This window comes from Photobacterium malacitanum (genome assembly GCF_900185615.1).
Lineage (GTDB): Bacteria > Pseudomonadota > Gammaproteobacteria > Enterobacterales > Vibrionaceae > Photobacterium > Photobacterium malacitanum.
The window spans coordinates 32,828-58,101 of sequence record NZ_FYAK01000006.1; the positions used below are offsets into that span (position 1 = coordinate 32,828).

The window sequence follows — 25,274 nt, forward strand, 5'->3', positions numbered from 1 at the left end:
TTATTGTGGCGTTTTAAAACGGTAAGTGGTGGCTGATACCGTTAACGATAGCAACTCGTCCAAGCCTTGATTATCCACTCGCGCTAATGCCACATTGCGTAAATTAACAATTCGAGGCAGCCTTGCTATTGCCTCTGAGAATTGGCCTATTTGTTGGTAAGATCCTGTGAGTTGCATGTTAAGCGGCAGCTCATAGTAAAGATCATGCTCTATGCGCGAAGCCCATTTAATTGATTGAAATATCAATCCATTTTTAACACCAATATCATTAATACTTGCGAGTAAGCTTGCTAACTCCTGCTCTTCTGGTAATTGCTCAACCACTTCTTGATAGCGACGATTAAGTTCAACGACTTGTTCTTTAACCCGTGGTAATGCGGCAACTTGCGCAGCGCGGGTCACTAATTGACTGCGTAAGGTAATTTCCTGCTGCTTTTGCTGCTCTAACGCTTCAGTTAACGGCGTCAGCCAATACCAATAACCAAATGCCGATAGCAGTAACGTCACAACAAAAGCAACAAGACACTGTGGCAGTAATGGCCACTCAGTGATTTCATCTAATTCTAATTCACGCCAATCAATCATTGGTTTTCTCCGCAGTCGCATAAGTTGCCTTAAGTGGCTGCTTATTAATAGTTGGTGCGGTTAAATCAAACGACGCATTAAATTGTGATTTTTGCTTTTTGTCACTGCTTTTGGTCGTCACCAATGAATGCATTTCAACATTGTTAAACCAGGGTGATTGCTCAGCCTTACCGAGTAAGGCCGCTAAGTGGCCATTGGTATCGCCAAAACCATCAACCTTCACTCGCTGTGAAGCTAAATTGACACCATCAAGGTACACACCAGCAGGCACAACTTCTGGTAATTGATTGAGTAACTGCGTCACTCGATTGCGCGATAACTGTATATCAGCGATCACTTTTAAGCGCATCTCAATCGCCTCACGCTGCTTATCTAATTGAGGTAAGAAAGCCAGTCGCTGCTCTAAACTGGCTAATTCTTGCTGCAGTTGATGATTACGACTTTGTTGTTGGAGTTGCTGATTTTCAATGTATTCACCAATAGCACCATTACCAGCAACAGCCAAAGCAACACTTGCTGCCAGCAGGCCAATAAAACGTTGTTTATGCTGTTTACGCCGCTGCTCACGCCACGGCAATAAATTGAGTTTATCGATCATAATAACCCTCGCAGTGCCAATCCGGTGGCAACAGCATACTGACTCGACATTGACTGTGGTAATTCAACTTTATTGGCACAGCTAAAGTGCTGAAAAGGGTTAACCCACACCACATCAAGGCCAATCAAGCGTTGTAGCAATGACACCGACACTACATTTTGCCCGCCACCACACAGCCACAACCCTTTGATACCGCTACGTGGATGAGTAGAGTTATACAATTGAATTTGACGCTTTAATTGTTCAGCTAACTGTTTGGTAAATTGCTCAGCATTATTAGCGCCTAGTGGGCTAATGTCGTCCTGAGCATCTAACATGCTAGTACCAAAGCGAATTTCACGATGGTAAGCCGCACTACCTTGTGGCTTCATACAAAACTCGGTATGTCGCTTACCTACATCCACTACACCCCATTGATTATAATGACTTCCCATTTCTGCTAAATGTTCTGCTAGCCATAATAAAGCATGAGTTTGTAACTCCATGATTTTAGGTTTGAAGCCTAATTTAGTGAGCGTATTAACTCGGTTATCGATGGTTTCTCTGCGCGAGGCAAATACTTGAAACGGGGTGGTCGTAACAGCATCACTAAAACGGTCACTGTTTAATGGAAAATAATCAAACCACAACTCCTCAACCGGAAACGGCGAGGCCGCACCTAAGGCTTGCACGATCGCGAATTCAGCCTCTTCTTCACTAAGGCTGGTACCTAATTGAACAACTTTGCTGATCACAGCACTATCGGGTAAGGCTAAGGTAACGGCTTTGGCTTGCCACGGTAATTGCTTTTTAATTTGACGCATTGCTGACAACAGTTCAGCATTATTCACGCTATGCTGATCGTTTATAACCGATTTAGTCAACTCAACTTCAACAAATGCAGCTAACTCAAACTGCTCTTTTTTTTGTTGCAGAACCACAGCTTTTATACTGTGATTGCCAATATCTACCCCAACACTTAATGGGTTCCGAAACATCCGTGTTATGCTCCCATGTGGCGAAAAAACAAACTATTTCGAATAAACACCATCAACGGCATTAATTAATTTTTTTGTTATCTTTATACTTGAAGGTAAAAGATAATAGATAATGACCGCCAGAACGATGGCGTAACGGGAAATCTCAAGTGAAGTTCATAAAGCGATTACTAATACTTGCAATAATTTGCATCATTCTTGGAGTGGGTACAATTTTTGGTTTTTATTTATACCTAAAACCAGACCTACCTGATGTTGCCAAATTAAAAGATGTCGAGCTCCAAACACCGTTAAGGGTGTACAGTGCTGATGGCGAACTGATCTCACAATTTGGTGAGAAACGTCGTATACCATTAACACTTAAACAAATGCCACCGCTATTGGTCGATGGTTTTATTGCGACCGAAGACAGTCGTTTTTATGAACATCATGGCGTTGATCCAATTGGTATCGCACGTGCAGCTTTTGTGATGCTAACCACTGGCCATGCGCGCCAAGGGGCGAGTACGATCACTCAGCAGTTGGCGCGAAACTTCTTCCTCACCAACAAAAGAACCTTCTCTCGTAAAATTCGAGAAGCGTTTATTGCGATCCATATCGAGCAAATTTTAACGAAAGATCAAATTCTTGATCTTTACTTAAATAAAATTTACCTCGGCTATCGCGCTTATGGTGTCGGCGCTGCAGCACAAGTTTACTTTGGTAAAAGTGTTAACCAGTTAACCTTGAGTGAAATGGCAGTGATTGCTGGCTTACCAAAAGCGCCATCAACCATGAACCCAATTTATTCAATTGATCGCGCCACAACACGTCGTAATGTAGTGTTAGATCGTATGTATAAAGAGGGTTACATCACTAAGGCGCAAATGGACCAAGCTCGTTCTGAGCCTATCGTTTCTCATTATCATGGTGCTGAAATTCAACTTTATGCACCGTATGTAGCAGAACGAGCACGCGCATGGATGGTTCATCGTTACGGTGAAGATGCCTACACTAAAGGTATGGATGTTTACACTACCATTAATGCTAAGTTACAACATGCGGCGCAACAATCGGCGGTTGATAACCTGCTAAATTACGATGAACGCCATGGCTACCGTGGCCCAACAGCAGTGCTATGGAAGCCAGGTCAAACGCCACTTAATGCTAACCAAATTGTTGAGAAACTGAGTTCTCAGCCAACCTATGGTGAGTTAGTTCCTGCGGTCGTGACTAAAGTTAATCAGCAAAGTGTTGTCGTTGTTACTAAGCAAGGTCAGACGGTAACGCTAAATTGGAATGGGATTAAATGGGCGCGTAAATACTTAACCGATAAAGCCCAAGGCCCGGCCCCAACAACTGCAGCGCAAATTGTCACTGCTGGTCAACAAATTTGGGTACAAAATAAAGCGACTACCGTCGCTGCAACAGCTGATACCGCTGCAGTAACCACAGATCACTGGGTGTTAAGCCAAGTACCAGGAGCAAACACCTCATTTGTCGCCATGTCGCCAAATGATGGCGCTATATTGGCGATGGTGGGAGGCTTTAACTACACCCAAAGTAAATTTAACCGTGCGACCCAATCAATCCGTCAGGTTGGTTCAGGGATCAAACCGTTTATTTACTCTGCTGCGATTCAAAAAGGGCTAACACTGGCCACCTTGATCAATGATGCCCCAATCACCAAGTGGGACAAGTGGCAAGGTACTGCATGGCGACCAAAAAATGCTGATGGCCGTTATGGTGGTCCAACACGCGCACGTATTGGTTTAGCACGTTCAATCAACGTGATGGCTATTCGTGTATTGAGAATGGCGGGTTTAGATTACACCATTAACTACCTCACTCGTTTTGGCTTTAAACGTGCAGATCTTCCTCATGCAGAGCCATTAGCACTTGGTGCCGGTAGTTTAACGCCGTTAGAGTTAGCACAAGGTTACTCAGTATTTGCTAACGGTGGTTATGCAGTAACACCATTTTTAATCAATAAAGTTGATAATAATGATGGTGAGTTGATCTACACCGCCAATCCAAGAGTTGTCTGTAATGATGTTTGTCAAAGTCAGAATCCACAGGCAAAAATGCAAGTCGCATTGGCAACTGCAGCTGAAAATGCACCAGCCACTCAAAAACCAGTTGCTGCTGTAACAGAGAAACCAACCTTAGCTCAACTAGAACAAGTGATCACACCACCACCTGTCCGTTATGCACCAGAAGTGATCAGTGAGCAAAATGCGTTCCTTGTTCGTCAAATGCTAACCAGTAACATTTGGGGTGAACCTGGTCATCTTTACGGTACTGGCTTTAGAGCGCGTGTATTAGGTCGTCATGATATTGGTGGTAAAACCGGTACGACTAACGATTCAAAAGATGCTTGGTATACTGGCTTTGGCCCTAATATTGTGGCTACAACTTGGGTTGGTTTTGATGATCATCGCCATGCTCTGGGACGAACCAGTTTTAATAAAAACTTAGGTAAAAACCAAGTAACAGGTGGCGAATACGGTGGTAATGCCGCTCAACCAGCGTGGATTAGCTTCATGCATACAGCGTTGAAAAACACGCCAGAGCAACCTTTAGAAATTCCAGCGGATATCGTTAAGGTACGTATTGACCGTGCCACGGGTAAGCTTTCAGATCGTGATGATGCAAGTTCAATGTATGAATACTTCATCAAAGGGACTGAACCTACTCAATCAGCGAGTCAGGTTAACTCAGAACAGAAGTTTGATGCAGAAACAGCAGAAGAATTGTTCTAATTGTTACCCCTAACTAAAAAAGAGCGCTAATCAGCGCTCTTTTTTTCAGTGGTATTTCACCGCCCTCTTACCAGCAAGGGTTATTTCTGAATGTGATTAGCAAATATCTGTGGCATTTTAGCCTTAATCACTGCAGCCAATTTTTCATAACGCGACTTCAGTGGTGATCCTGGACGGTAAGCTAACGTAATCAATCGCGTCGGTTGGGGATGCTCAGCAGCGATATAGCACACGCCATCTCGACAATGCTCTTTCGGGGTCGCTAATTGTGGTAATAACGTAATACCACTGCCTGCGGCAACCATATTACGTAACGTTTCAAGGCTGGTTGCTTTAAAACGACCATCATCACGCGCGCCAGCAGCAAAACAAAAGCCTAATGCTTGATTACGTAAACAGTGACCATCCTCAAGCATTAACAGCGTTTCACCATGCAAGCGCGACATATCAATTTCTTTATCCTGCGCCCAGTGATGCGTTTCAGGTACAGCAAGCATCATCGGTTCATCATACAATGGCAATTCAATAAACGGTTCGCTTTCTTTGACTGCCGCTAAAATCATGCAGTCTAATTTACCTTCTTCAAGTTGTTGCACCAACTGATGGGTTTGCGCTTCATGTAAAAACAGTTCTAACTCAGGAAAGGCTTCTTTTAGTGTCGGAATAATTTGTGGCAATAAATATGGACCGACAGTCGGTATAAAACCAATATGCAATGGCCCAGCCATGCTTTCTCCTTGCAAACTAGCAAGTTCGGTCAATATTTTGACCTCGAGCAACACTTTCTGAGCTTGGGCGACTAAACTCAATCCCGCATCGGTAAAAAGAACACGGCGACTGGTTCGTTCTAACAGTGATACTCCCAGCTCATCTTCTAATTTTCGAATTTGACCACTGAGAGTTGGCTGACTGACATAACACGCTTCAGCTGCTTTACGAAAATGTTTATGCTCAGAGAGAGCGACAAGGTACTCAAGATCTCGAATATTCATAGCTGTAGGTTACCAATAGGAATTAACTATCAAAACCATAACAGTAAACGATTAGAACTATCAAGAGTAAAGTCGTATAATTTTTTCATCACATAGAGAGCATGTTTTAACGAAGCTCCGATTGCAGTAAATTAATTAGTATTTATTTTTAAGGAATCACATTATGTTCGCATCTAAAGAAGGTCAGCCAGTTCCTCAAGTTACTTTCCACACTCGTCAAGGTGATCAGTGGGTAGACGTAACAACCAACGAATTATTTGCTAATAAAACGGTGGTTGTATTTAGCCTACCGGGCGCATTTACACCAACATGTTCTTCAAGCCACCTACCGCGTTATAACGAATTGGCATCAGTATTTGCAGATAACGGTGTTGACGATATTTTATGTGTATCAGTTAACGATACGTTCGTAATGAATGCATGGAAAGCAGATCAAGAAGCAGAAAACATTACTTTCATTCCAGATGGTAATGGTGAGTTCACTAGTGGTATGGGCATGTTAGTTGAAAAAGATGACCTTGGCTTTGGTGCTCGTTCATGGCGTTACAGCATGCTAGTGAAAAACGGCATTGTTGAGAAAATGTTTGTTGAAAACGAAGAACCAGGTGACCCATTCAAAGTATCTGATGCAGATACAATGTTGAACTACATTGCACCTGAGCAAAAACTGCAAGAATCAATCACTGTATTCTCTAAGCCTGGTTGTCCTTTCTGTGTTAAAGCAAAACAGAATCTGATCGACAAAGGTCTACAGTATGAAGAAATTATTCTAGGTAAAGATGCAACAACCGTTTCTTTACGTGCAATTACTGGCCGCAGTACTGTTCCTCAAGTATTCATTGGCGGTAAGCACATTGGTGGTAGCGAAGAATTAGAAGTTTTCTTAGGCTAATATTCCACGATTAAAGCATTAACCAGTTAACAAAAAGCCCTCACTTCGCGAGAACTGAGGGCTTTTGGTATTTAAATAGCTTTTATTGCTATAGATTAAGCAACATTAATGGTCGCTATCCGTTGTGCTTGATCAAGCCAAACTTCTAACGCAACCTCATCACATGCATGCTGACGCGGACAACGATCACAATCTTTCATGACTTTTTCAGGCAACAATGCTTTTGATGTTGGCGTAAAACCACGCTTCATAAAAAACTCAGGCACACGGGTTAACACAAACACTTTTTTAATCGCCATTTGAGCGGCTTTTTCAAGCAAATGATCAACGATCGCTTTACCCTGCCCTTGTTGTTGCCAGCCAGCCTCAACCCCTAACGAACGAATTTCTGCCAACCCAGAATCATAAACATACAATGACGCACACCCAGTAACCACGCCATGATGCTCAGCCACCGCAAATGAGCCAATATCACGCACTAATTCATTACGGTTACGCGGTAAATTTTCACCAAGTCCGGCCCAATACACCACCATGCCTTCAATCGCATCGAGATCAGTGAGTCGTGCACCACGTACTTTGACATCAGGTGAATAACGCTTATCAAGCCGCTTTTCAGCCTGCCCAATCGCGTAATCGACTTGGTTCGGCGCCACACCACCAAGCGCGCAACGCTTATTCAAACACGATTCAATAGTGAGGATCGGATAAACATCTGCCTCAATAACGTCTGAAAATTGTTTCATTTCCTCAAGCGATAACTGCTCTAACGCACAACCTTTGGCGATGGCAGTCACCACAGCCACACCGACAATATGGTGCGCTTCACGAAAAGGGATCCCTTTAGCGACTAAATAATCCGCTAACTCGGTTGCATTAGAATAGCCCTGCATCGCGGCTTCTAAAGTACGCTCTTGATTAACCTTGATCCCCTCAAAACATAATGCAGCCATTTCCATGCAGTCATGCCAGCTATCTAATGCATCAAACAGCCCTTCTTTGTCTTCTTGCATATCTTTGTTATAAGCTAGCGGCAACGCTTTCACCGTCATCATCATCGCTGCCATAGCACCATAAACACGGCCACATTTACCTCGAATAAGTTCTAGCGCATCGGGATTTTTCTTTTGCGGCATTAATGACGAGCCTGAAGTCACTGCATCATCAAGTTCAATAAAATTAGATTCACCTGAGTTATAGAAAATTAAATCTTCTGCCATTCGCGATAGATGCAACATTGAAATCGAGGCGGTTGATAATAACTCCATCACATGATCGCGATCAGACACAGAATCAAGGCTATTACGGGTTGCACGATGGAATCCAAGGCTATGAGCCAACACTTCGCGATCAATCGGATAAGCGGTCCCCGCCAATGCGCCAGAGCCGAGTGGACAAGTATCTAATCGTGCCATGGCATCATTTAAACGCGAATGATCACGCTCTAGCATTTCAACATACGCTAAACACCAATGAGCAAATGTCACAGGTTGCGCTCGTTGTAAGTGAGTATAACCAGGAAGCACCGTTGCTTGATGCTGACGAGCAACCGTCACTAATTGCTGCTGCAGTTTATCGAGCATTAATAATAATTGCTGTCCTTGCTGACGACACCAGAGTTTAAGATCGGTTGCGACCTGATCATTACGTGAACGACCCGTATGAAGCTTTTTGCCCAAATCCCCGACTTTAGCAATCAGTTGTTGCTCAACCCAGCTATGAATATCTTCAGCATCTGAGGTCAATATCTGCTCAGGATCTTCCATCACCGCCAACTTGAGTTCATTGAGTGCTAACTCAAGTTGTTGTTGCTCTTGTTCGGTCAGCACATTCACTTGGCGTAGGGCTTTTGACCAAGCTATTGAACCGACAATATCTTGCTCTGCGAGTCGATAGTCAAAACGCAGCGAATCATTAAATTGTTTGAATCTGATGTCAGCTGCCTGACTAAACCGTCCGCCCCATAATGCCATGGTGAATCTCCTTTACTGCCTAACTCTAATAATATAAATACGCGTAACATGGCAGCGAGAGTAGCACTCGCTGCGATACAGAAATGATCTTAAATGACTTATTTTTGATTGTTCAGCGCACGAATTCGACTCGCCAGAGAGTACAGACGGATAAAGCCACCCGCATGACTGTGATCATAAACATCATCTTCACCAAAAGTGGCAAATTCTTCTGAATACAAACTATTAAGTGAACGCTTCTGAGTCACGGTTGCTTGACCTTTATAAAGTTGGATCACCACTTCACCAGTCACATCTTGGGCTAGCGTATCAGCAGCAGCGAGTAATGACTGGCACAATGGCGTAAACCAGCGGCCATCATAAATAAGATGTGAAGCTTTAAGACCAAGGGTTTGACGGAACTCAAATGACTCTTTATCTAGCACTAATTGCTCAACTGCACGCAGAGCTTCCATCATAATGGTGCCACCGGGGGTTTCATAACAGCCACGTGATTTCATACCGACTAACCGGTTTTCAACAATATCAATCCGGCCAACACCGTGTTCTGCCCCTTTTTCATTGAGGTAATTAAGCGCGTTATACGGTGTCATTGGCTCACCATCAACCGCAACCACTTCGCCTTTTTCAACTAAAATAGACACTGTTTCCACGGTATCAGGTGCTTGTTGTGGATCTTTGGTCCATACCCAACATAAATCATTAGGAGCATTCCACGTATCTTCTAAAACACCACCTTCGGTTGATACATGCCATGCGTTAGCATCACGTGAGTAAATTTTTTCCAATGATGCGGTACAAGGAATATTACGCTCAGCCAAGTAATCAAGTAGTGCTTCACGACTACGTAAATCCCACTCACGCCACGGTGCAATCACGGTAAGTTGTGGCGCTAGTGCAGCAAAGGCACCTTCAAAACGTACCTGATCATTCCCCTTACCAGTACAACCGTGGCACAGAGCATCGGCCCCAACTTCCAATGCACATTCAACCTGTGCCTTAGCGATAATCGGGCGTGCCATTGAGGTACCTAGCAAGTATTTACCTTCGTAAATAGCGCCCGTTTTCAAAGATGGATAAATATAATCTTTAACCATCTCTTCTTTTAGATCGGCGATGTAACATGACGATGCACCTGATGCGATGGCTTTTTCTTCAATACCAATCAGCTCTTCTTCACCTTGACCGACATCTGCTACAAAGGCGACCACTTCACAGTCATAATTTTCTTTCAGCCACGGAATAATGGCTGAGGTATCTAAACCACCTGAATAGGCTAATACCACTTTATTAATCTTACTCATCTGCTGCACTCCTTTCAGCCTTGTCGCGGTCATCCCGTTGAGGCACATTTCCAAAAATAAAAATCAGTCTTTATTGATAGCGTATTAGGGGGTAAATTTAGTACCAATACTGTTGCCCATTAATAACGCATTAAGTTTTTCAGGGTAACGCCAACTTGCGACTTCAATCGCGCGTCCTAGTGCCTTAGCAGCTGCAAATGCGGCGCGCACTTTAACGATCATGCCATCGGTGATCACCGCTTGAGTAATTAACGCTTCTGCTTCTGTCTCTGTCAGTTGGTGAATTAAATTACCTTTACCGTCAAGCACACCACTCACATCCGATAACAGCACTAATTCCCCATCAACAGCAGCTGCGACTGCCACTGCGGCTTGGTCTGCATTTACATTCATCATGTTGCCATTATCATCAAGCCCGATTGAACTGATGATAGGCACAAAACCAAGTTGCATCATTTGAGTGACTAAAGTGCCGCTATTAGGCTCAGCATGACCAACCGCTCCTAATTCTGGATCTAATTGACTAACACGGCATAATCCACCATCGGCTAAACTTAGCCCAACAGCTGCCACACCCGCTTTTAGTGCTTGGCCCTGCAACATTTTATTGGCCGTACCGGCTAATGCTCCGGTGATTAAACCAATTTGATCAGCCGGTGTTACCCGTAATCCTTGCTTTTTTATGGTCGGTAATTGCAACTTTGCCAGTAACTCATCCACCAAATAGCCACCACCGTGAACAAATAAAATCGGTCGCTGACAACTGGCTTGATAAGTATTAATCGTGGAAAACAACCGCTCTAAGGTCACATTACACTCTAATGCCGCACCGCCTAATTTAATCACTAAAGGAACTTGGTTCATGGTATTACTCCTACATCAATGCGGTTAATTGAGGAAAGCCGTTGCGAATATTTATGCACTGCATTGCTTGAGAAGAAGCGCCTTTTAATAAATTATCAATCGCAGCGGTTAAAATAATATGTTCACCTTGTACCTGCCAGCCAATATCACAGAAGCAACTACCAACCACATTATCAAGTTGAGCCGTGTTATTGTTAAGTAACCGCACCGCATGTTGATCAGTAGCATTTGAATATGCTGCTTCCATTGCCGCAGTGACGTCATCCGCAGTCACTCCAGAGGCTAATTTAGCGGTAATAGTCGCTAAAATTCCGCGCTTAAAATTACCAAGATGAGGTGTAAAAATGACATCACAATTTAAATGATGGGAGATTTCAGGTTGATGACGATGACTAAACAACCCGTAGGCTTGTAAGCTGACTTCACAAAAACTATTGGTCATAGATGCTTTACGACCAGCACCAGAAACGCCACTTACTGCATTAATCACCGGCCATTGCTGACAATCAAGTAACCCTGCAACCACTAATGGTTTTAATGCTAGTTGCGATGCAGTTGGATAACATCCGGGAACCGCAATTAATTGTGCCTGAGCAATATCAGCTTGGTTCCATTCTGCTAACCCATAAACGGCATTATCTAGCCACTGACCATATTGATGCTCAAAGCCATAATATTGCTGATAAAACCCATCTGCTTTAACTCTAAACGCACCCGATAGATCAAACACCTGACAACCAGCATCAAGAAACTCAACAGCAATATCATGGCTCACCTCATGGGCGGTGGCTAATAACACAATATCTGCAGTTGCAGCAGTTGTTTTAAAATCGATTAAGGGTTGTAACGGTAAATCAACTATTCCTTTTAGCTGTCCATGAAGTTCACTTAATGGTTTATTTGCATCAAGACTGGTTGCTGATACATACAAACCTGCAAGTGTTAACTGTGGATGGCGACTCACCATTTTTGCTAATTCTGCACCGGTGTAACCACTGGCGCCAATAATGACAGTGTTTAACATTGCTAATTCCATCTGTAGTAATTGTCTATCAACCGTCATTAAAAAATTGAGACTATGCTCTAAAAAATATTGACATCATAACGGCAAATGAAGGAGTGCTGTCACCAGCGAAAAACAGGCGCGTCAAAGCACCGCAGGCAAAAGATTAGCGTCGTCGAAGGGAGATAATGAGAGATGTTGGTGTGTGATTCATGATAATAGCTTCCTGAATTTAACTATTTCCCCTAAGCGATCCTTGCTCAGAGACACAATAAACAACCGTGTTGTCTATTCACAATTCTGAATTAATATGTTTACTGGTTAATTTACGTACTGTCAATAGCGTAACGATAAAAAAATATATTTTGTTATCTTTTCGTTAACTTTTACGACATTTAACCATAACAGAAATAAACGCCTTAAGTGCGTTTTTTTACTCTATCCAATTAATAACAAACAAAAATGTGCACTAACAATGGCAATAATGAAACAAAATTACAAAATACAATCAATTGTATGACCAGAATCAATATCGACAGTTTTTATTGGCGATAAATATAATCTCTGTTGACCTGTTACTAGATTCGCGGCTAGATTGTGGGTAAAGGTTAAATTGGATGTAACAAAATTACGGAATGGATACGATATGAACGAGAAATACAGCGCACTAACGAGTAATGTCAGTATGCTTGGTCATTTGCTAGGTAATACAATTAAAACAGCCTGCGGTGATGAGCTATTTGAAAAAGTTGAAACTATTCGTAAACTTTCTAAATCAGCGGGCACCGGTAATCAGGACGATCGTGAAAAACTGATTGATGAATTACAAACACTTCCCGATGATCAATTACTTCCTGTGGCTCGCGCGTTTAGTCAATTCCTTAATCTCACTAATATTGCAGAGCAATATCATACTATTTCACGCCATTGCGAAACCACTTTATGTAGTCCAGGCGCGCTTGATGAGTTATTTACTAAATTAGTCAAAAATGACGTTAATCCAGCCGACTCTTTAGCTGCCGTCAATGAATTAAATATTGACTTGGTATTAACAGCTCACCCAACTGAAATCGCCCGTCGTACCATGATCCATAAATTGGTACAGATTAATAAGTGTTTATCACAATTAGAGTTAAGTGAACTATCAACCGCAGAACGTGATCGAGTTGAACAACGACTAGAACAACTGATTGCTCAAGCATGGCACTCTGATGTTATTCGCCAACAACGTCCAACCCCACTTGATGAAGCAAAATGGGGTTATGCCGTTGTTGAGAATTCACTGTGGCAAGCCGTGCCAGAATTCGTACGCTTGTTTGATGAAAAACTGCAACAACATTTAGGCCAAAAGCTCCCGCTTGATGCAACACCTGTTACCTTCTCATCATGGATGGGCGGTGACCGCGATGGTAACCCTTTTGTCACCTCAAATATTACCCGTGAAGTATTACGTCTTTCTCGCTGGAAAGCAGCTGAGCTTTATCTTGGTGATGTGCAAGAGCTGATCAATGAATTATCAATGATTCAATGTAATGATCAGGTGCGAGAGCTCGCTGGCGAAGAGCATGAACCTTATCGAGCAATTTTAAAGCAATTACGCACTAAGCTCACTGTCACCCGTGACAGTTTAGAAGCACAAATTAACGGGCAAACTCCTCTTTCAAATAACATTATTAACGATGTTTCTGAACTATGGGACCCATTATTTGCATGTTACCAGTCTCTGCATCAATGCGGCATGGCTATCATTGCCGATGGCTTACTGCTTGATACGTTACGTCGCGTGAAATGCTTCGGCGTTCACTTAGTCCGCCTGGATATTCGTCAAGAAAGTACCCGTCACGAGAATGTTATTTCAGAGCTAACTCGTCACCTGGGTTTAGGCGATTACAGCCAATGGTGTGAACAAGATAAAATTGCATTCTTAGTCCGTGAACTTTCATCAAAACGCCCATTACTGCCACGTAATTGGGAACCATCAGCAGAAGTAAAAGAAGTTATTGAAACCTGCCAAGCAATTGCCGAGCAGCCGCGTGAAGCACTAGGTGCTTATGTGATTTCAATGGCGCGTACCGCTTCTGATGTTTTAGCCGTTCACCTACTTCTACAAGAAGCGGGTTGCCCATTCCGTATGGATGTATGCCCATTATTTGAAACATTAGATGACTTAAATAATGGTGCTGATGTTATTGAACAATTGCTTAATATTGATTGGTACCGTGGCTTTATTCAAAACCACCAAATGGTGATGATTGGCTACTCTGACTCAGCCAAAGATGCGGGTGTAATGTCTGCAGGTTGGGCACAATATAGCGCAATGGAAAAACTGGTTACGGTATGTGAGCAAGCAGATGTTGAAATCACCTTGTTCCATGGCCGCGGTGGTAGTATTGGTCGTGGTGGTGCACCTGCACATGCTGCATTATTGTCGCAACCGCCACGCAGCTTAAAAGGTGGTTTACGAGTCACCGAGCAAGGCGAAATGATTCGCTTCAAATTAGGATTACCTGAAGTTGCCATTAACAGCCTCAGCCTTTACGCCAGTGCAACCCTAGAAGCAAACTTATTACCACCACCGGCACCGAAACAAGAATGGCGTCATGTGATGGATGAACTATCAAGCGTTTCGTGTGAATCATACCGTAACGTTGTGCGTAACAATCCTGAGTTTGTGCCTTATTTCCGTGCAGCAACACCTGAATTAGAGCTAGGAAAGCTACCACTCGGTTCACGTCCTGCCAAACGTAATCCTAATGGTGGCGTTGAAAGTCTGCGTGCTATTCCATGGATTTTTGCATGGAGTCAAAACCGTCTGTTACTACCGGCATGGCTCGGTGCTGGTGAAGCGATTCAATATTCAATCGATAATGGTCACGCAGCATTATTAGAAGATATGTGTCGTGAATGGCCATTTTTCTCAACCCGCTTGGGCATGTTAGAAATGGTATACAGTAAAACTAATCTTGGCATTGCTGAATATTATGACCAACGCTTAACGAACGAAGCATTATGGCCATTAGGTAAACAATTACGCTCGCAATTACTGCAAGATATTAAAGCTGTACTGACGGTAGAAAATAATGACCACTTGATGCAGCAGGACCCATGGGGTGCAGAATCTATTCGATTACGTAATATTTATGTTGAGCCACTTAATATGTTGCAGGCTGAGTTACTTTACCGCACACGTCAGCAAGAAGAATTACCGAAAGAACTTGAAGAAGCACTGATGGTGACAATTGCAGGTATTGCAACAGGTATGCGTAATACCGGTTAATCAACTTATCATCCTAATAAGGCTATCTTTTGATAGCCTTTTTTTTTGAGTGGTTATTTACAATTTTGTTAAAAAAAATCGCAAAGTCTCAATTTTGATACAGCACTATAGTGCTTATACAGTCTAAGATAGAAATGCTCAATATGATAAAAGATGAATAGATTTCAATCAGGTTGTTATTTTTTAGAGCTAATTTAACCTCGTGTAAGCTCACAAGATAATAAATTGAAACGCCTCAGTAACAGATAATTCAACTAGAAGTATCGATATTGAGTCAATTAATGATATTCTATGCGACCACAATTAGGCAGTGCAATAGCACGATTATAAATTAAAAACGTCATTTGAAGCGTTACATAATCTAAGCCCGATTGTGTTTTTATTTTATATATTTAACGGATAGAAGAGATGTCACTACCACATGTAATTTTAACAGTGCTAAGCACTCGCGAAGCAACGGGTTATGATATAACCAAAGAATTCTCACACAGTATTGGTTATTTTTGGAAAGCGAGCCACCAGCAGGTGTACCGTGAACTTAATAAAATGGCAACCAACGACCAAGTAACCTGTCGTCTTGAACCTCAAGATGGTAAACCTGATCGAAAAGTATATGCGATTACCGATCTTGGCCGACAAGCATTATTTGAGTGGTTCCAAGAACCAGCCCGTAACCCCACTACTCGCGATGAGTTTTCTGCCAAACTACTGATTTGTGGTGTTCACAATTCATTACCGATGCAGCAGCAACTTGAAGCTTTAATTGATGAATCACATATTTTGATTGGTCACTATCAAGAGCTAGAGCAAATTCATTTTGGTGACTATAAAAACATGGATCGCCAACAACGCCTAGACCGTTTAACTTTGCGTCGTGGTCTACATAATCGCCAAGCTTGGATATTATGGGCAGAAGAAGTATTAGCCGAACTTAAAGATATGGACGGTGAAAATAGCGCAATTGCTATCAACTAAACCATTATCAAATAAAAAGCCGTAGTTTAAAACAACGGCTTTTCTTTAGTTCTCGATCAACGCACTACAACATCGTTGCTAACCGATTAATATCCGAGATTAATGCGCCAGCAGTCACATTCCTTCCCGCTCCAGGCCCCCGGATCACTAACGGATTCTCTCGATACCACTGACTTTCAATCGCAAAAATATTATCGCAAGGTAATAAGTTCGCCAATGCATGCTCACTAGGCAACGCTTCTAAACCAACATAGGCTTTTCCATGACGATTAAGTCGAGCGACATAGCGTAATACTTTATCTTCCTTGACCGCACGGGCTAATTTTTCGGCCAATAACAAATCTAACTCAGCCATTTGTTCAAAAAAATCATCAACGCTTAATGCTTGTAAACTCAACGGAACCAATGACTCAACGTGGACTTGCTGGGGCTCAATCTCAAATCCAGATTCTCGCGCCAAAATAACCAGCTTACGCATCACATCACTACCATCGAGATCGTGACGAGGATCGGGCTCGGTTAACCCTTGCTGCCATGCTTGTTCCAATAACGCTGAAAATGGCAGACTGCCGTCAAATTGTTGAAATAACCACGATAAAGTGCCAGAAAATACGCCAGATATCGCTAAAATACTATCACCACTTTCACGTAAATCACGCACGGTATGGTTTATCGGTAACCCTGCACCAACGGTGGCATTAGATAGCCAATAACGGCTACTTTTAGCAAACGCATCAATCACAGCTTGATACTCAGACGTTGTGGCAGAGGCGGCAATTTTATTGGCTGAAATCAGGTGTAACCCCGTTGCAGCAATGTGTGGATATAGTGCTGCCAGCTGATGACTTGCGGTCACATCAACGACCACCACATCATCATACTCAACCGCAGCTAACTGAGATAATAACTGCGGTAATTGATAATCTACCGCATGTAATGGAAACTGTTCTAAGGCTGTTTGAGGATCGATTCCCTGGCAATCTAACCAGCATTGTTGCTGACCAACAATACCAATTAGACTAAATTGCATCCCATGACGCTGTTCCAGTGCTGTTTTTTCGCGGCTAAACAAACTCAACCAGTGACTGCCAATATTGCCTTTACCACACAATACTATTGCGACGCTTTTTTGTGCTTGAAATAGCGCTTGATGAATAGCATTAACTAACGCATCAGTGTCAATGTCACGTAGTACTGCAACTAAACTTAGCCCTGACTCAGTTTCTGTCATAAATTCAACCGGCAACCCTTTTAATTGCTGATAGAATCCATGGCAATGATTGGGGTTATTTAATACGCCAGCCCCCACAGCTGCCACCATTGAAAAACCTTCACGTAGCCGTAATTCAGCAGCAACACCACTATCTTGTAACAAGCTAAGTACGCTATTGACGACTTCTTGAGTGTAAGCCAGAATAATCCGTCGCTTACCTTTATCAACTGTTTGAGCCAATGGCTGTAATTGCGACTTATCAAGCAGCTGCTGCACATCATGTTGTACCGATGCCAACACCATACCTTGCGGCACACTAAGTTCAATCAGGCACACATCATTTAACGACGAAATAATTTTAGCACCACGACCCGAAGCTAATACTCGCTCTACCCGTGTTGATCCTGATTCCGGTTGATGACTACAGCGTAAAGTTAAATCAATCGCACTTTGCGCCACCGGCTGTAAAGTACGGCTATGCAATACTGGCGCTGCAAGACGAGCAAGTTCATTGGCCTCATCTAAGCGTAATAATGGCAGTAAGCAAGCATTGGTCACTTTACGTGGATCGGCACTATAAACACCAGCAACATCACTCCAAATAGTCACCCGTTCAACACCAGCTAAAGCGCCAATCATAGTGGCTGAATAATCAGATCCATTACGGCCTAACAAGACTGTCTGCTGATGCTGATTCGCAGCCATGAAGCCAGTGATCACTAATCGTTGCTGAGGATATTGAGCCAATAACTGCTGCAATAATGGTTGTGATAACGCTTTATCCACTGCAGGTTGAGCAGCATGCTCTGCTCGTAAAAATAGCCGTGAATCAATCGCTACAGCAGCTAATTGGTGCTGAGTAAGTAACCCGGCTAATAATCGTGCTGACCATAACTCACCATGGCCTAAAACGGCATTTTTTATCTCCGTCGTCAATGGTGATTCGCCCCATTTAGCAAGCTGGGCTAACTCAACATGTAGCTGTTGCAGCAGTAATTGTGCGTGATCTGGTGCCAACAACTCAGAGATTAATTGCTGCTGAAAACGACGAATGGATAATAGTGTTGCATGGGCTAGACGACCATCAGTAACCAATTGTTCCAACCACAATAGCAATTGATTAGTGGTTTTTCCTGCTGCAGAGACGACCACGATATCATTGGCTGCAGAATAAGATTCTAAAATCTCTGCCACGCGCCGATAACACTGCGCATCAGCAAGGCTACTACCACCAAATTTATGCAACTGACGCAGATCTTTTATCATTAGCACTCCCCCTGTGCGACAGTAAAGGCGTGGGTCAGATCGGCAATTAAGTCACGTGGATCTTCTAAGCCTACCGATAGCCGCAATAAAGATGTTGAAATACCAGCTGCCCGTTGAGCTTCATCGGTCATAGCGCGGTGAGTCATTGAAGCCGGATGAGCAATAAGACTCTCCGTTCCGCCTAACGACTCTGCTAATGAAAATAATTGTAGTGTTTTTACAAATCGTTGCAGTTGCTGATCAGTTCCTGCAAATTCAAAACTCATCATTGACCCAAAACCACGCTGCTGACGCTTAGCTATCTCATGTCCGGGATGAGTGGGTAAACTTGGGTGGTAAATGGTGCCAACCAATGATTGTTGTTGTAAATAAGCTAGTACCGCTGCACCATTTTCTTCATGCATTCTCATTCGAGGCGCTAAAGTACGCAGGCCGCGTAATGTCAGATAAGCATCAAAAGGTGCGCCTGTTGCACCAATACAGTTCGCCCACCAAGCTAAATTTTCAGCCGCTGATTGCTGTTTCGCAATTAACACACCGCCAACAACATCAGAATGGCCATTAATATATTTAGTGGTTGAATGCACCACAAAATCAGCACCAAGTGATAACGGCTGTTGCAATAGCGGTGACAGAAAGGTGTTATCAACCGCAACTTGGCAATCGACTGCCTGTGCTTGCTGACAAATGGCTTCAATATCAATGACTCTTACCAAAGGGTTCGACGGAGTTTCAAGCCATAATAAGGTCGGTTTTTGTGCGAGCGCTGCTGCTAATGCATCAGGATCAGCTTGATCAATAAACAATACTTTAAAGTCACCCTTTTGAGCACGAGTATTAAATAATCGATAGCTGCCGCCATAACAATCATGTGGAGCAACAAGCAAATCATCAGGCCCTAACAATGCTGACACTAATAAATTCATTGCCGAGGTGCCACAACTGGTGACCACAGCGCCCGCTCCCCCTTCCATGTCACTTAATGCATCCGCTAATGTATTGCGAGTAGGATTTCCTGAACGAGAGTAATCGTATTGCGGTAACTCACCTAAAGCTGGAAAACTGTAAGTCGAGGTTAAATAGATCGGGGGCACGACAGCATTATATTGTGAGTCAACATCAATACCGGTACGGACTGCAATTGTTGCAAGCTGCTTGTCACTCATAATAACGTTCCTTGTTATAAGGGGGTGATCCCTGAAAATAAATTGTGGTGGCTACACAACCTTAACCATATCAAAACAAGACGTCAACACTTCTGGACGTCTATATGTCTTTGCTTATAGCGGTAAATCCCGCTAAAATTCAATTATTGAAAAAAATAGTCGTGATCGAGCAACAGTTGTATACCACGGTAGAGGACAAACTAACGATGTTCACGTAATATCGCCGCCTATCATGACTATGCACTAACAACCGTCATCGCGACATTGTTATCATTATTAATTAAACATCGCTGAGAAGGTAAAACATGGCAAAGTGGAATGGCGAATATATTAGCCCTTATGCAGAACACGGTAAGAAAAATGAACAAGTAAAAAAAATTACAGTGTCTATTCCATTAAAGGTTCTCAAAATTCTTACTGATGAACGTACTCGTCGTCAGGTCAATAACCTGCGCCACGCCACCAACAGTGAACTATTATGTGAAGCTTTTTTGCATGCTTATACTGGTCAGCCATTACCTACTGATGACGATATTCGTAAAGATCATCCCGATGATCTGCCAGCAGAAGCAAAAGCCTTAATGGAAGCGATGGGCATCAGTTACGAAGACATTAATGAATAATACGTATATCAGATAGCAGAAAACCAGCTTTTATGCTGGTTTTTTTATGTATTGCATATTGAAGCGATAAAAAAAGGGATGCCTAGGCATCCCTCTTCTTTACATTCAGTCGGCAAGTAATTACTTGCTACCAAGTGCACCGAAACGCTTGTTGAATTTGTCAACACGGCCACCAGAGCTAACTACGCGCTGCTTACCAGTGTAGAATGGGTGACACTTATCGCATACGTCAAGGTTAACGTCTTTGCTCATAGTAGAGTTAAATACGAAAGTGTTGCCACAAGAACAACGTGCGTTTACTGCTTTATATTCTGGGTGGATACCTTGTTTCATGGGGAAACCTCAAGTTAAGGCCGTGTCGCTCTCCCGATCCAAAGCCGGGCACCACACGTGGTTAATAAAATAGTTTGTCGTTGATTTACGACAAATCAGGCGGCGTATAGTAATCAATCATTCCCCAGAGATCAACTCGAGCACAGTTTTTTATCGCTCTATTTTATTCATCACTAAAACAGTCAATAATAGTACTCACATTGCAGTACTGATTCCTTTTCACGCGATCTGTTACTATTTAGTATAAGCTCAATTAAAGCGATAAAATATGACCCACCCAATAGCACGCGTTGCTTTACCCGTCCCACTCGACAAAAATTTTGATTACTTAATCAAACCTGACATGACGCCCGTTATTGGCGGACGGGTACTGGTGCCTTTTGGTCGACAGCGATTGGTAGGGATCGTAGTAGCTATCGGTAATGATTCAGAGTTTCCAATCCAACAATTAAAACCGATTCAGCAAGTATTAGATAACCAACCTTTGTGGCAACCACCATTATTTGGGTTGTTAAAATGGGCCAGTCGTTATTACCAATATCCATTAGGGGATGCATTAGCCAATGCCATGCCAGCGTTATTGCGTAAAGGTCGTGCAGCCTCAACGGCGACGTTAAAATATTGGCAATTAACCGAAGCGGGACGAGAACAACCACTCAATGGTTTAAAGCGCGCGCCAAAGCAGGCCCAAATTCTCAACCTATTACGCCACGGCCCTTTAAGTCATGACGCCTTACTTAGCGATGATGTCAGCAGTGCTACCTTAAAAACAGTGATGCAAAAAGGTTGGATAGTTGAACAACAACAGCAACCTAAACAACTACAGTGGCAGCTACAGTTTGCAGTTACTGAACAAAAACCACGTCTAAATGAAGAACAAGCACTCGCGATTGCGACGGTTAACAGTAATCCAGGATTTGGCTGCTACTTATTAGATGGTGTTACTGGTTCAGGTAAAACTGAAGTTTATCTCAATCTGCTAGAACCCGTTTTAGCGGCAGGTAAACAAGCGTTAATTTTAGTACCTGAAATTGGCTTAACTCCGCAAACAATTAATCGTTTTAAACGCCGCTTTAATGTGCCGTTAGAAACCGTTCACTCAGGGCTCAACGATAGTGAGCGTATGGCGGCGTGGCTTGCAGGACGAGATAATCAAGCAGGGATCATTATCGGTACCCGCTCAGCACTATTTACGCCATTTACTGATCTCGGCATTATTATTGTTGATGAAGAACATGATGCGTCTTATAAACAGCAAGACAGCCTGCGTTACCATGCTCGTGATTTAGCGGTGATGCGCGCAAATAAAGAAAATATTCCGATTGTTTTAGGCTCTGCGACTCCTGCACTTGAGACCTTACATAACGCGCAAACAGGTAAATACCACTACCTAACCCTTTCAAAGCGCGCTGGTAATGCAAGCGCTGCCCGCCACGGGGTCATTGATGTCAAAGGCTTATATTTAAATGCGGGCTTATCTGCTCCACTCATTGCGGAAATGCGCAAGCACCTCAATGCGGGTAACCAAGTGATGTTGTTTCTTAATCGCCGCGGTTTTTCGCCTGCAATGATGTGTCACGAATGTGGGTGGATCGCTGAGTGTAGCCGTTGTGACGCCTATTACACGCTGCACCAACAATCAGGTGAATTGCGTTGTCATCATTGTGCAACGCAACGACCAATAATGCATCAATGCCAACAATGTGGTTCAACCCAACTACTGCCTGTCGGTGTTGGTACTGAACAACTTGAAGCACAACTAGCAGAACTGTTCCCTGAATTTAAAACTGTTCGTATTGATCGTGATAGCACTCGTCGAAAAGGGTCACTAGAAAACTATTTAGAAGCGATTAAAAACAATGACTATCAAATTTTAATCGGTACTCAGATGCTCGCTAAAGGACATCACTTTCCCAATGTTACCTTGGTGGCACTGATTGATGTTGATAGTGCATTATTTAGCAATGATTTTCGTGCTTCAGAGCGGTTAGCCCAACTGTTTATTCAAGTGGCAGGCCGTGCAGGACGTGCCAGTAAACCCGGTTCAGTATTATTACAAACTCACCATCCTGAGCATCAACTGCTGCAATCGTTACTTCACAAAGGTTATGGTGTATTTTCTCAAGCTGCATTAACGGAACGTCGCCAAGCACTATTGCCGCCCTTTACACATTTAGTGCTATTGCGCGCCGAAGCCAATGACAGTGATCAAGTGTGCCAATTTTTACAACAAGTGCGCGCTATTTTTGAAGCGAGCCCAGTTTACGATCAAGATTGTTGTGTATTAGGACCAAATCCAGCCCCGCTTGCTCGACGTGCGGGACGATTTAGATGGCAGTTAATATTACAAATACCTAATCGTAATAAATTGCAGCAAATACTCACTATTGCTAAACCGGCGATACAACTATTGCCCCTCGCGAAAAAAATTCGTTGGTCAATTGATGTCGAACCACAAGATTTAACTTAAACTACACAATGCGATACAGTTCACATAGCGAATGTAATTTATGCTATTGAAAGCAAGTTTCAGCTTCTGTATCCATTCTACAATATGAATATGAATTGACTTTTTTCAGTCGGTTACGAATTAGCTGGAAAGCCTATCTGAGTATTTTTGTCACAGATAACCAGCTGTACACTAGAGAGATATAGCAAAAGAGGAAAGCACTATGGCGACAATGAAGGACGTTGCCCAGCTAGCCGGAGTATCAACTGCAACAGTTTCACGCGCATTGATGAACCCGGAAAAAGTATCGGCATCAACCAGGAAAAAGGTTGAACAAGCCGTAATGGAAGCTGGATATTCACCCAACTCACTGGCACGTAACCTACGCCGCAATGAATCGAAAACTATCGTGACCATTGTGCCGGACATCTGTGATCCTTATTTCACTGAAATTATTCGTGGAATTGAAGAAGCAGCAATGGAAAATGGCTATTTAGTGTTACTGGGTGATAGCGGTCAACAACAACGTCGTGAAAACTCATTCGCTAATTTAGTGTTTACTAAGCAAGCTGATGGCATGTTGTTATTAGGTAATAACTTACCATTTGATGTCAGTAAGCCGGAACAAAAAAACCTGCCACCATTAGTGATGGCATGTGAATATGCACCAGAACTTGAGTTACCAACGGTACATATTGATAACCTGACGGCAGCTTTTGATGCAGTAAATTACCTCACCCAAATGGGACATAAACGCATTGCACAAATTACCGGCCCAGATAAAGCGGCTTTATCGCAGTTCCGTCAACAAGGTTACCAACAAGCATTACGCCGCGCAGGGATCACGCTAAATCCAGCCTATACTATTAAAGGTGATTTTAGTTTTGCAGCAGGTGCTCGTGCAATTACGGCCCTACTTGCACTACCTGAACCACCAACGGCATTATTTTGTCACTCAGATGTAATGGCAATAGGCGCGATGCAACAAGCCAAACGTCTTGGTTTACGTGTACCGTACGATATTTCTATTGTCGGGTTTGATGATATTCAATTTGCAGAGTATTGCGATCCACCATTGACCACGGTTTCACAACCACGTTATGAAATCGGTCGTCAAGCGATGTTAATGCTACTTGAATTACTCAAAGGCAAGGATGTTCAGGCTGGTTCGCGATTACTGGATGCAAAACTGGTCATTCGTGAAAGTGCCGCGCCACCAAGTCGCTAATGGATTTAGCCCCATATGTAATCTATGACAGTACCAAGATCATAAAATTGATCATCTTTGTCATTATATGGGGTTTATTATCAACAAACCGCGATAATAACTGGTCAGGATCAATCCAACTTTGTAACATAGCCTTCTGTCTATCTTTCCAACTAATTTGTCGAAATCGTGGCCACTAAAGATTATGTAAAACGCGGGCGCTCTCCCAAAAAAGCGCCAACAAAGGCAAAAGCCACCCCGAAAGGGAAAAAAGCACCAGTATCGGGCTTTCCTACTAAATGGGCAGCACTCGCTGTAGTGTTAGTCTGTAGTCTGATCGCGGGCCTATTTTTCCTTTCAGGTACCGATGTGCCTGAAACGACACCACCCGCTCCTGCTGCCGTTATTGCAAAACCGCAACCAGCAAAAACCAAGGCCGACGTGCTACCGCCAAAACCAGAAGAAAAATGGCGTTATATTCAAGAGTTGGAAAATAAAAAAGTCATTGTGCCGGTATTAACGCCTAAACAAGTTATTGCTAAAGATAAACCAACCAAGCCTTATTTATTACAATGCGGTGCTTACCATAGCCAAGCACAAGCTGAACAACGTAAAGCAACCATTGCGTTTCAAGGCATGAACAGTCAGATCAAGGTATCAACCAACGACAAAGGCACTTGGTACCGAGTTGTACTTGGGCCTTATAAAAATAAGCGCTTAGCAATGGATGATCAGAACAAATTACAACAACATGGTATTAGCCCATGTGCTATTTGGTTTTGGGAATAACGTTTATATAACGATAACAATAACTAAGGATGCTCGACTGGCATCCT

General features: G+C 43.0%; 19 protein-coding genes. 8 read left to right on the plus strand and 11 right to left on the minus strand.

Annotation, left to right across the window (positions count from 1 at the left end; translation table 11 throughout):
- Genes PMAL9190_RS13550 through pilM form a run of 3 tightly spaced genes read right to left on the minus strand, consistent with a single transcriptional unit; the run spans position 1 to position 2,160 of the window.
- Positions 1-585: a type IV pilus inner membrane component PilO gene (locus PMAL9190_RS13550; protein WP_087845654.1), complete on the minus strand. Its 585-nt coding sequence runs from the start codon at positions 583-585 to the stop codon at positions 1-3.
- A complete protein-coding gene (locus PMAL9190_RS13555) occupies positions 578-1,183 on the minus strand; it encodes a PilN domain-containing protein (protein ID WP_087845655.1) in 606 nt (201 codons plus the stop codon). The genes PMAL9190_RS13550 and PMAL9190_RS13555 overlap by 8 nt, the downstream gene beginning before the upstream one ends.
- A complete protein-coding gene (gene pilM, locus PMAL9190_RS13560) occupies positions 1,180-2,160 on the minus strand; it encodes a type IV pilus biogenesis protein PilM (protein ID WP_087845656.1) in 981 nt (326 codons plus the stop codon). The genes PMAL9190_RS13555 and pilM overlap by 4 nt, the downstream gene beginning before the upstream one ends.
- Positions 2,161-2,309: 149 nt before the next feature.
- Between pilM and PMAL9190_RS13565 the strand changes: the two genes are divergently transcribed.
- The gene (locus tag PMAL9190_RS13565; protein WP_087845657.1) at positions 2,310-4,901 is read left to right on the plus strand and encodes a penicillin-binding protein 1A; all 2,592 of its coding nucleotides are present in this window, start codon (positions 2,310-2,312) and stop codon (positions 4,899-4,901) included.
- A gap of 80 nt (positions 4,902-4,981) precedes the next feature.
- Here PMAL9190_RS13565 and oxyR read toward each other — a convergent pair whose 3' ends face one another.
- Positions 4,982-5,893, minus strand: a complete 912-nt coding sequence (gene oxyR, locus PMAL9190_RS13570) for a DNA-binding transcriptional regulator OxyR (protein WP_087845658.1) — start codon at positions 5,891-5,893, stop codon at positions 4,982-4,984.
- A 163-nt stretch (positions 5,894-6,056) separates the two neighbouring features.
- Here oxyR and PMAL9190_RS13575 point away from each other — a divergent pair, with 163 nt between their 5' ends.
- On the plus strand, positions 6,057-6,785 hold the full coding sequence (locus PMAL9190_RS13575; RefSeq protein ID WP_087845659.1) for a glutathione peroxidase: 729 nt from the start codon (positions 6,057-6,059) through the stop codon (positions 6,783-6,785).
- A 95-nt stretch (positions 6,786-6,880) separates the two neighbouring features.
- On the opposite strand, the gene argH is transcribed toward PMAL9190_RS13575, so the two are convergent.
- The 4 genes from argH to argC all read right to left on the minus strand — a co-directional run bounded on the left by argH (position 6,881) and on the right by argC (position 11,950).
- Positions 6,881-8,758, minus strand: coding sequence for an argininosuccinate lyase (argH, locus tag PMAL9190_RS13580; protein WP_087845660.1), 1,878 nt, complete (start codon positions 8,756-8,758; stop codon positions 6,881-6,883).
- A gap of 98 nt (positions 8,759-8,856) precedes the next feature.
- Positions 8,857-10,062: an argininosuccinate synthase gene (locus PMAL9190_RS13585; RefSeq protein WP_087845661.1), complete on the minus strand. Its 1,206-nt coding sequence runs from the start codon at positions 10,060-10,062 to the stop codon at positions 8,857-8,859.
- Between the two features lie 84 nt (positions 10,063-10,146).
- On the minus strand, positions 10,147-10,926 hold the full coding sequence (argB, locus tag PMAL9190_RS13590) for an acetylglutamate kinase (protein WP_087845662.1): 780 nt from the start codon (positions 10,924-10,926) through the stop codon (positions 10,147-10,149).
- Positions 10,927-10,936: 10 nt separating this feature from the next.
- Positions 10,937-11,950, minus strand: a complete 1,014-nt coding sequence (argC, locus tag PMAL9190_RS13595; RefSeq protein ID WP_087845663.1) for an N-acetyl-gamma-glutamyl-phosphate reductase — start codon at positions 11,948-11,950, stop codon at positions 10,937-10,939.
- Positions 11,951-12,575: 625 nt separating this feature from the next.
- On the opposite strand from argC, the gene ppc reads away from it, so the two are divergent.
- On the plus strand, positions 12,576-15,206 hold the full coding sequence (gene ppc / locus PMAL9190_RS13600; protein WP_087845664.1) for a phosphoenolpyruvate carboxylase: 2,631 nt from the start codon (positions 12,576-12,578) through the stop codon (positions 15,204-15,206).
- A gap of 408 nt (positions 15,207-15,614) precedes the next feature.
- Positions 15,615-16,181, plus strand: a complete 567-nt coding sequence (locus PMAL9190_RS13605) for a PadR family transcriptional regulator (RefSeq protein ID WP_087845665.1) — start codon at positions 15,615-15,617, stop codon at positions 16,179-16,181.
- A 64-nt stretch (positions 16,182-16,245) separates the two neighbouring features.
- Here the strand turns inward: PMAL9190_RS13605 and PMAL9190_RS13610 are convergent, their stop codons facing one another.
- Positions 16,246-18,660, minus strand: coding sequence for a bifunctional aspartate kinase/homoserine dehydrogenase II (locus tag PMAL9190_RS13610; RefSeq protein ID WP_087845666.1), 2,415 nt, complete (start codon positions 18,658-18,660; stop codon positions 16,246-16,248).
- Positions 18,660-19,826 (minus strand): O-succinylhomoserine (thiol)-lyase, encoded by a 1,167-nt coding sequence (locus PMAL9190_RS13615; protein ID WP_087845667.1) that lies wholly within the window; start codon positions 19,824-19,826, stop codon positions 18,660-18,662. Before PMAL9190_RS13615 ends, PMAL9190_RS13610 begins: the two co-directional genes overlap by 1 nt.
- 305 nt (positions 19,827-20,131) lie before the next feature.
- Here PMAL9190_RS13615 and metJ point away from each other — a divergent pair, with 305 nt between their 5' ends.
- Complete coding sequence (gene metJ / locus PMAL9190_RS13620) at positions 20,132-20,449, plus strand: met regulon transcriptional regulator MetJ (RefSeq protein ID WP_036789456.1); 318 nt, start codon at positions 20,132-20,134, stop codon at positions 20,447-20,449.
- Between the two features lie 120 nt (positions 20,450-20,569).
- On the opposite strand, the gene rpmE is transcribed toward metJ, so the two are convergent.
- Positions 20,570-20,782, minus strand: coding sequence for a 50S ribosomal protein L31 (gene rpmE / locus PMAL9190_RS13625; protein ID WP_087845668.1), 213 nt, complete (start codon positions 20,780-20,782; stop codon positions 20,570-20,572).
- A gap of 268 nt (positions 20,783-21,050) precedes the next feature.
- On the opposite strand from rpmE, the gene priA reads away from it, so the two are divergent.
- The 3 genes from priA (at position 21,051) to PMAL9190_RS13640 (ending at position 25,227) form a co-directional block, all read left to right on the plus strand.
- A complete protein-coding gene (gene priA, locus PMAL9190_RS13630; protein WP_087845669.1) occupies positions 21,051-23,252 on the plus strand; it encodes a primosomal protein N' in 2,202 nt (733 codons plus the stop codon).
- 181 nt (positions 23,253-23,433) lie between these two features.
- On the plus strand, positions 23,434-24,459 hold the full coding sequence (gene cytR / locus PMAL9190_RS13635) for a DNA-binding transcriptional regulator CytR (RefSeq protein WP_268808125.1): 1,026 nt from the start codon (positions 23,434-23,436) through the stop codon (positions 24,457-24,459).
- A gap of 168 nt (positions 24,460-24,627) precedes the next feature.
- Positions 24,628-25,227, plus strand: a complete 600-nt coding sequence (locus tag PMAL9190_RS13640) for an SPOR domain-containing protein (protein WP_087845670.1) — start codon at positions 24,628-24,630, stop codon at positions 25,225-25,227.
- Positions 25,228-25,274 lie beyond the last annotated feature (47 nt).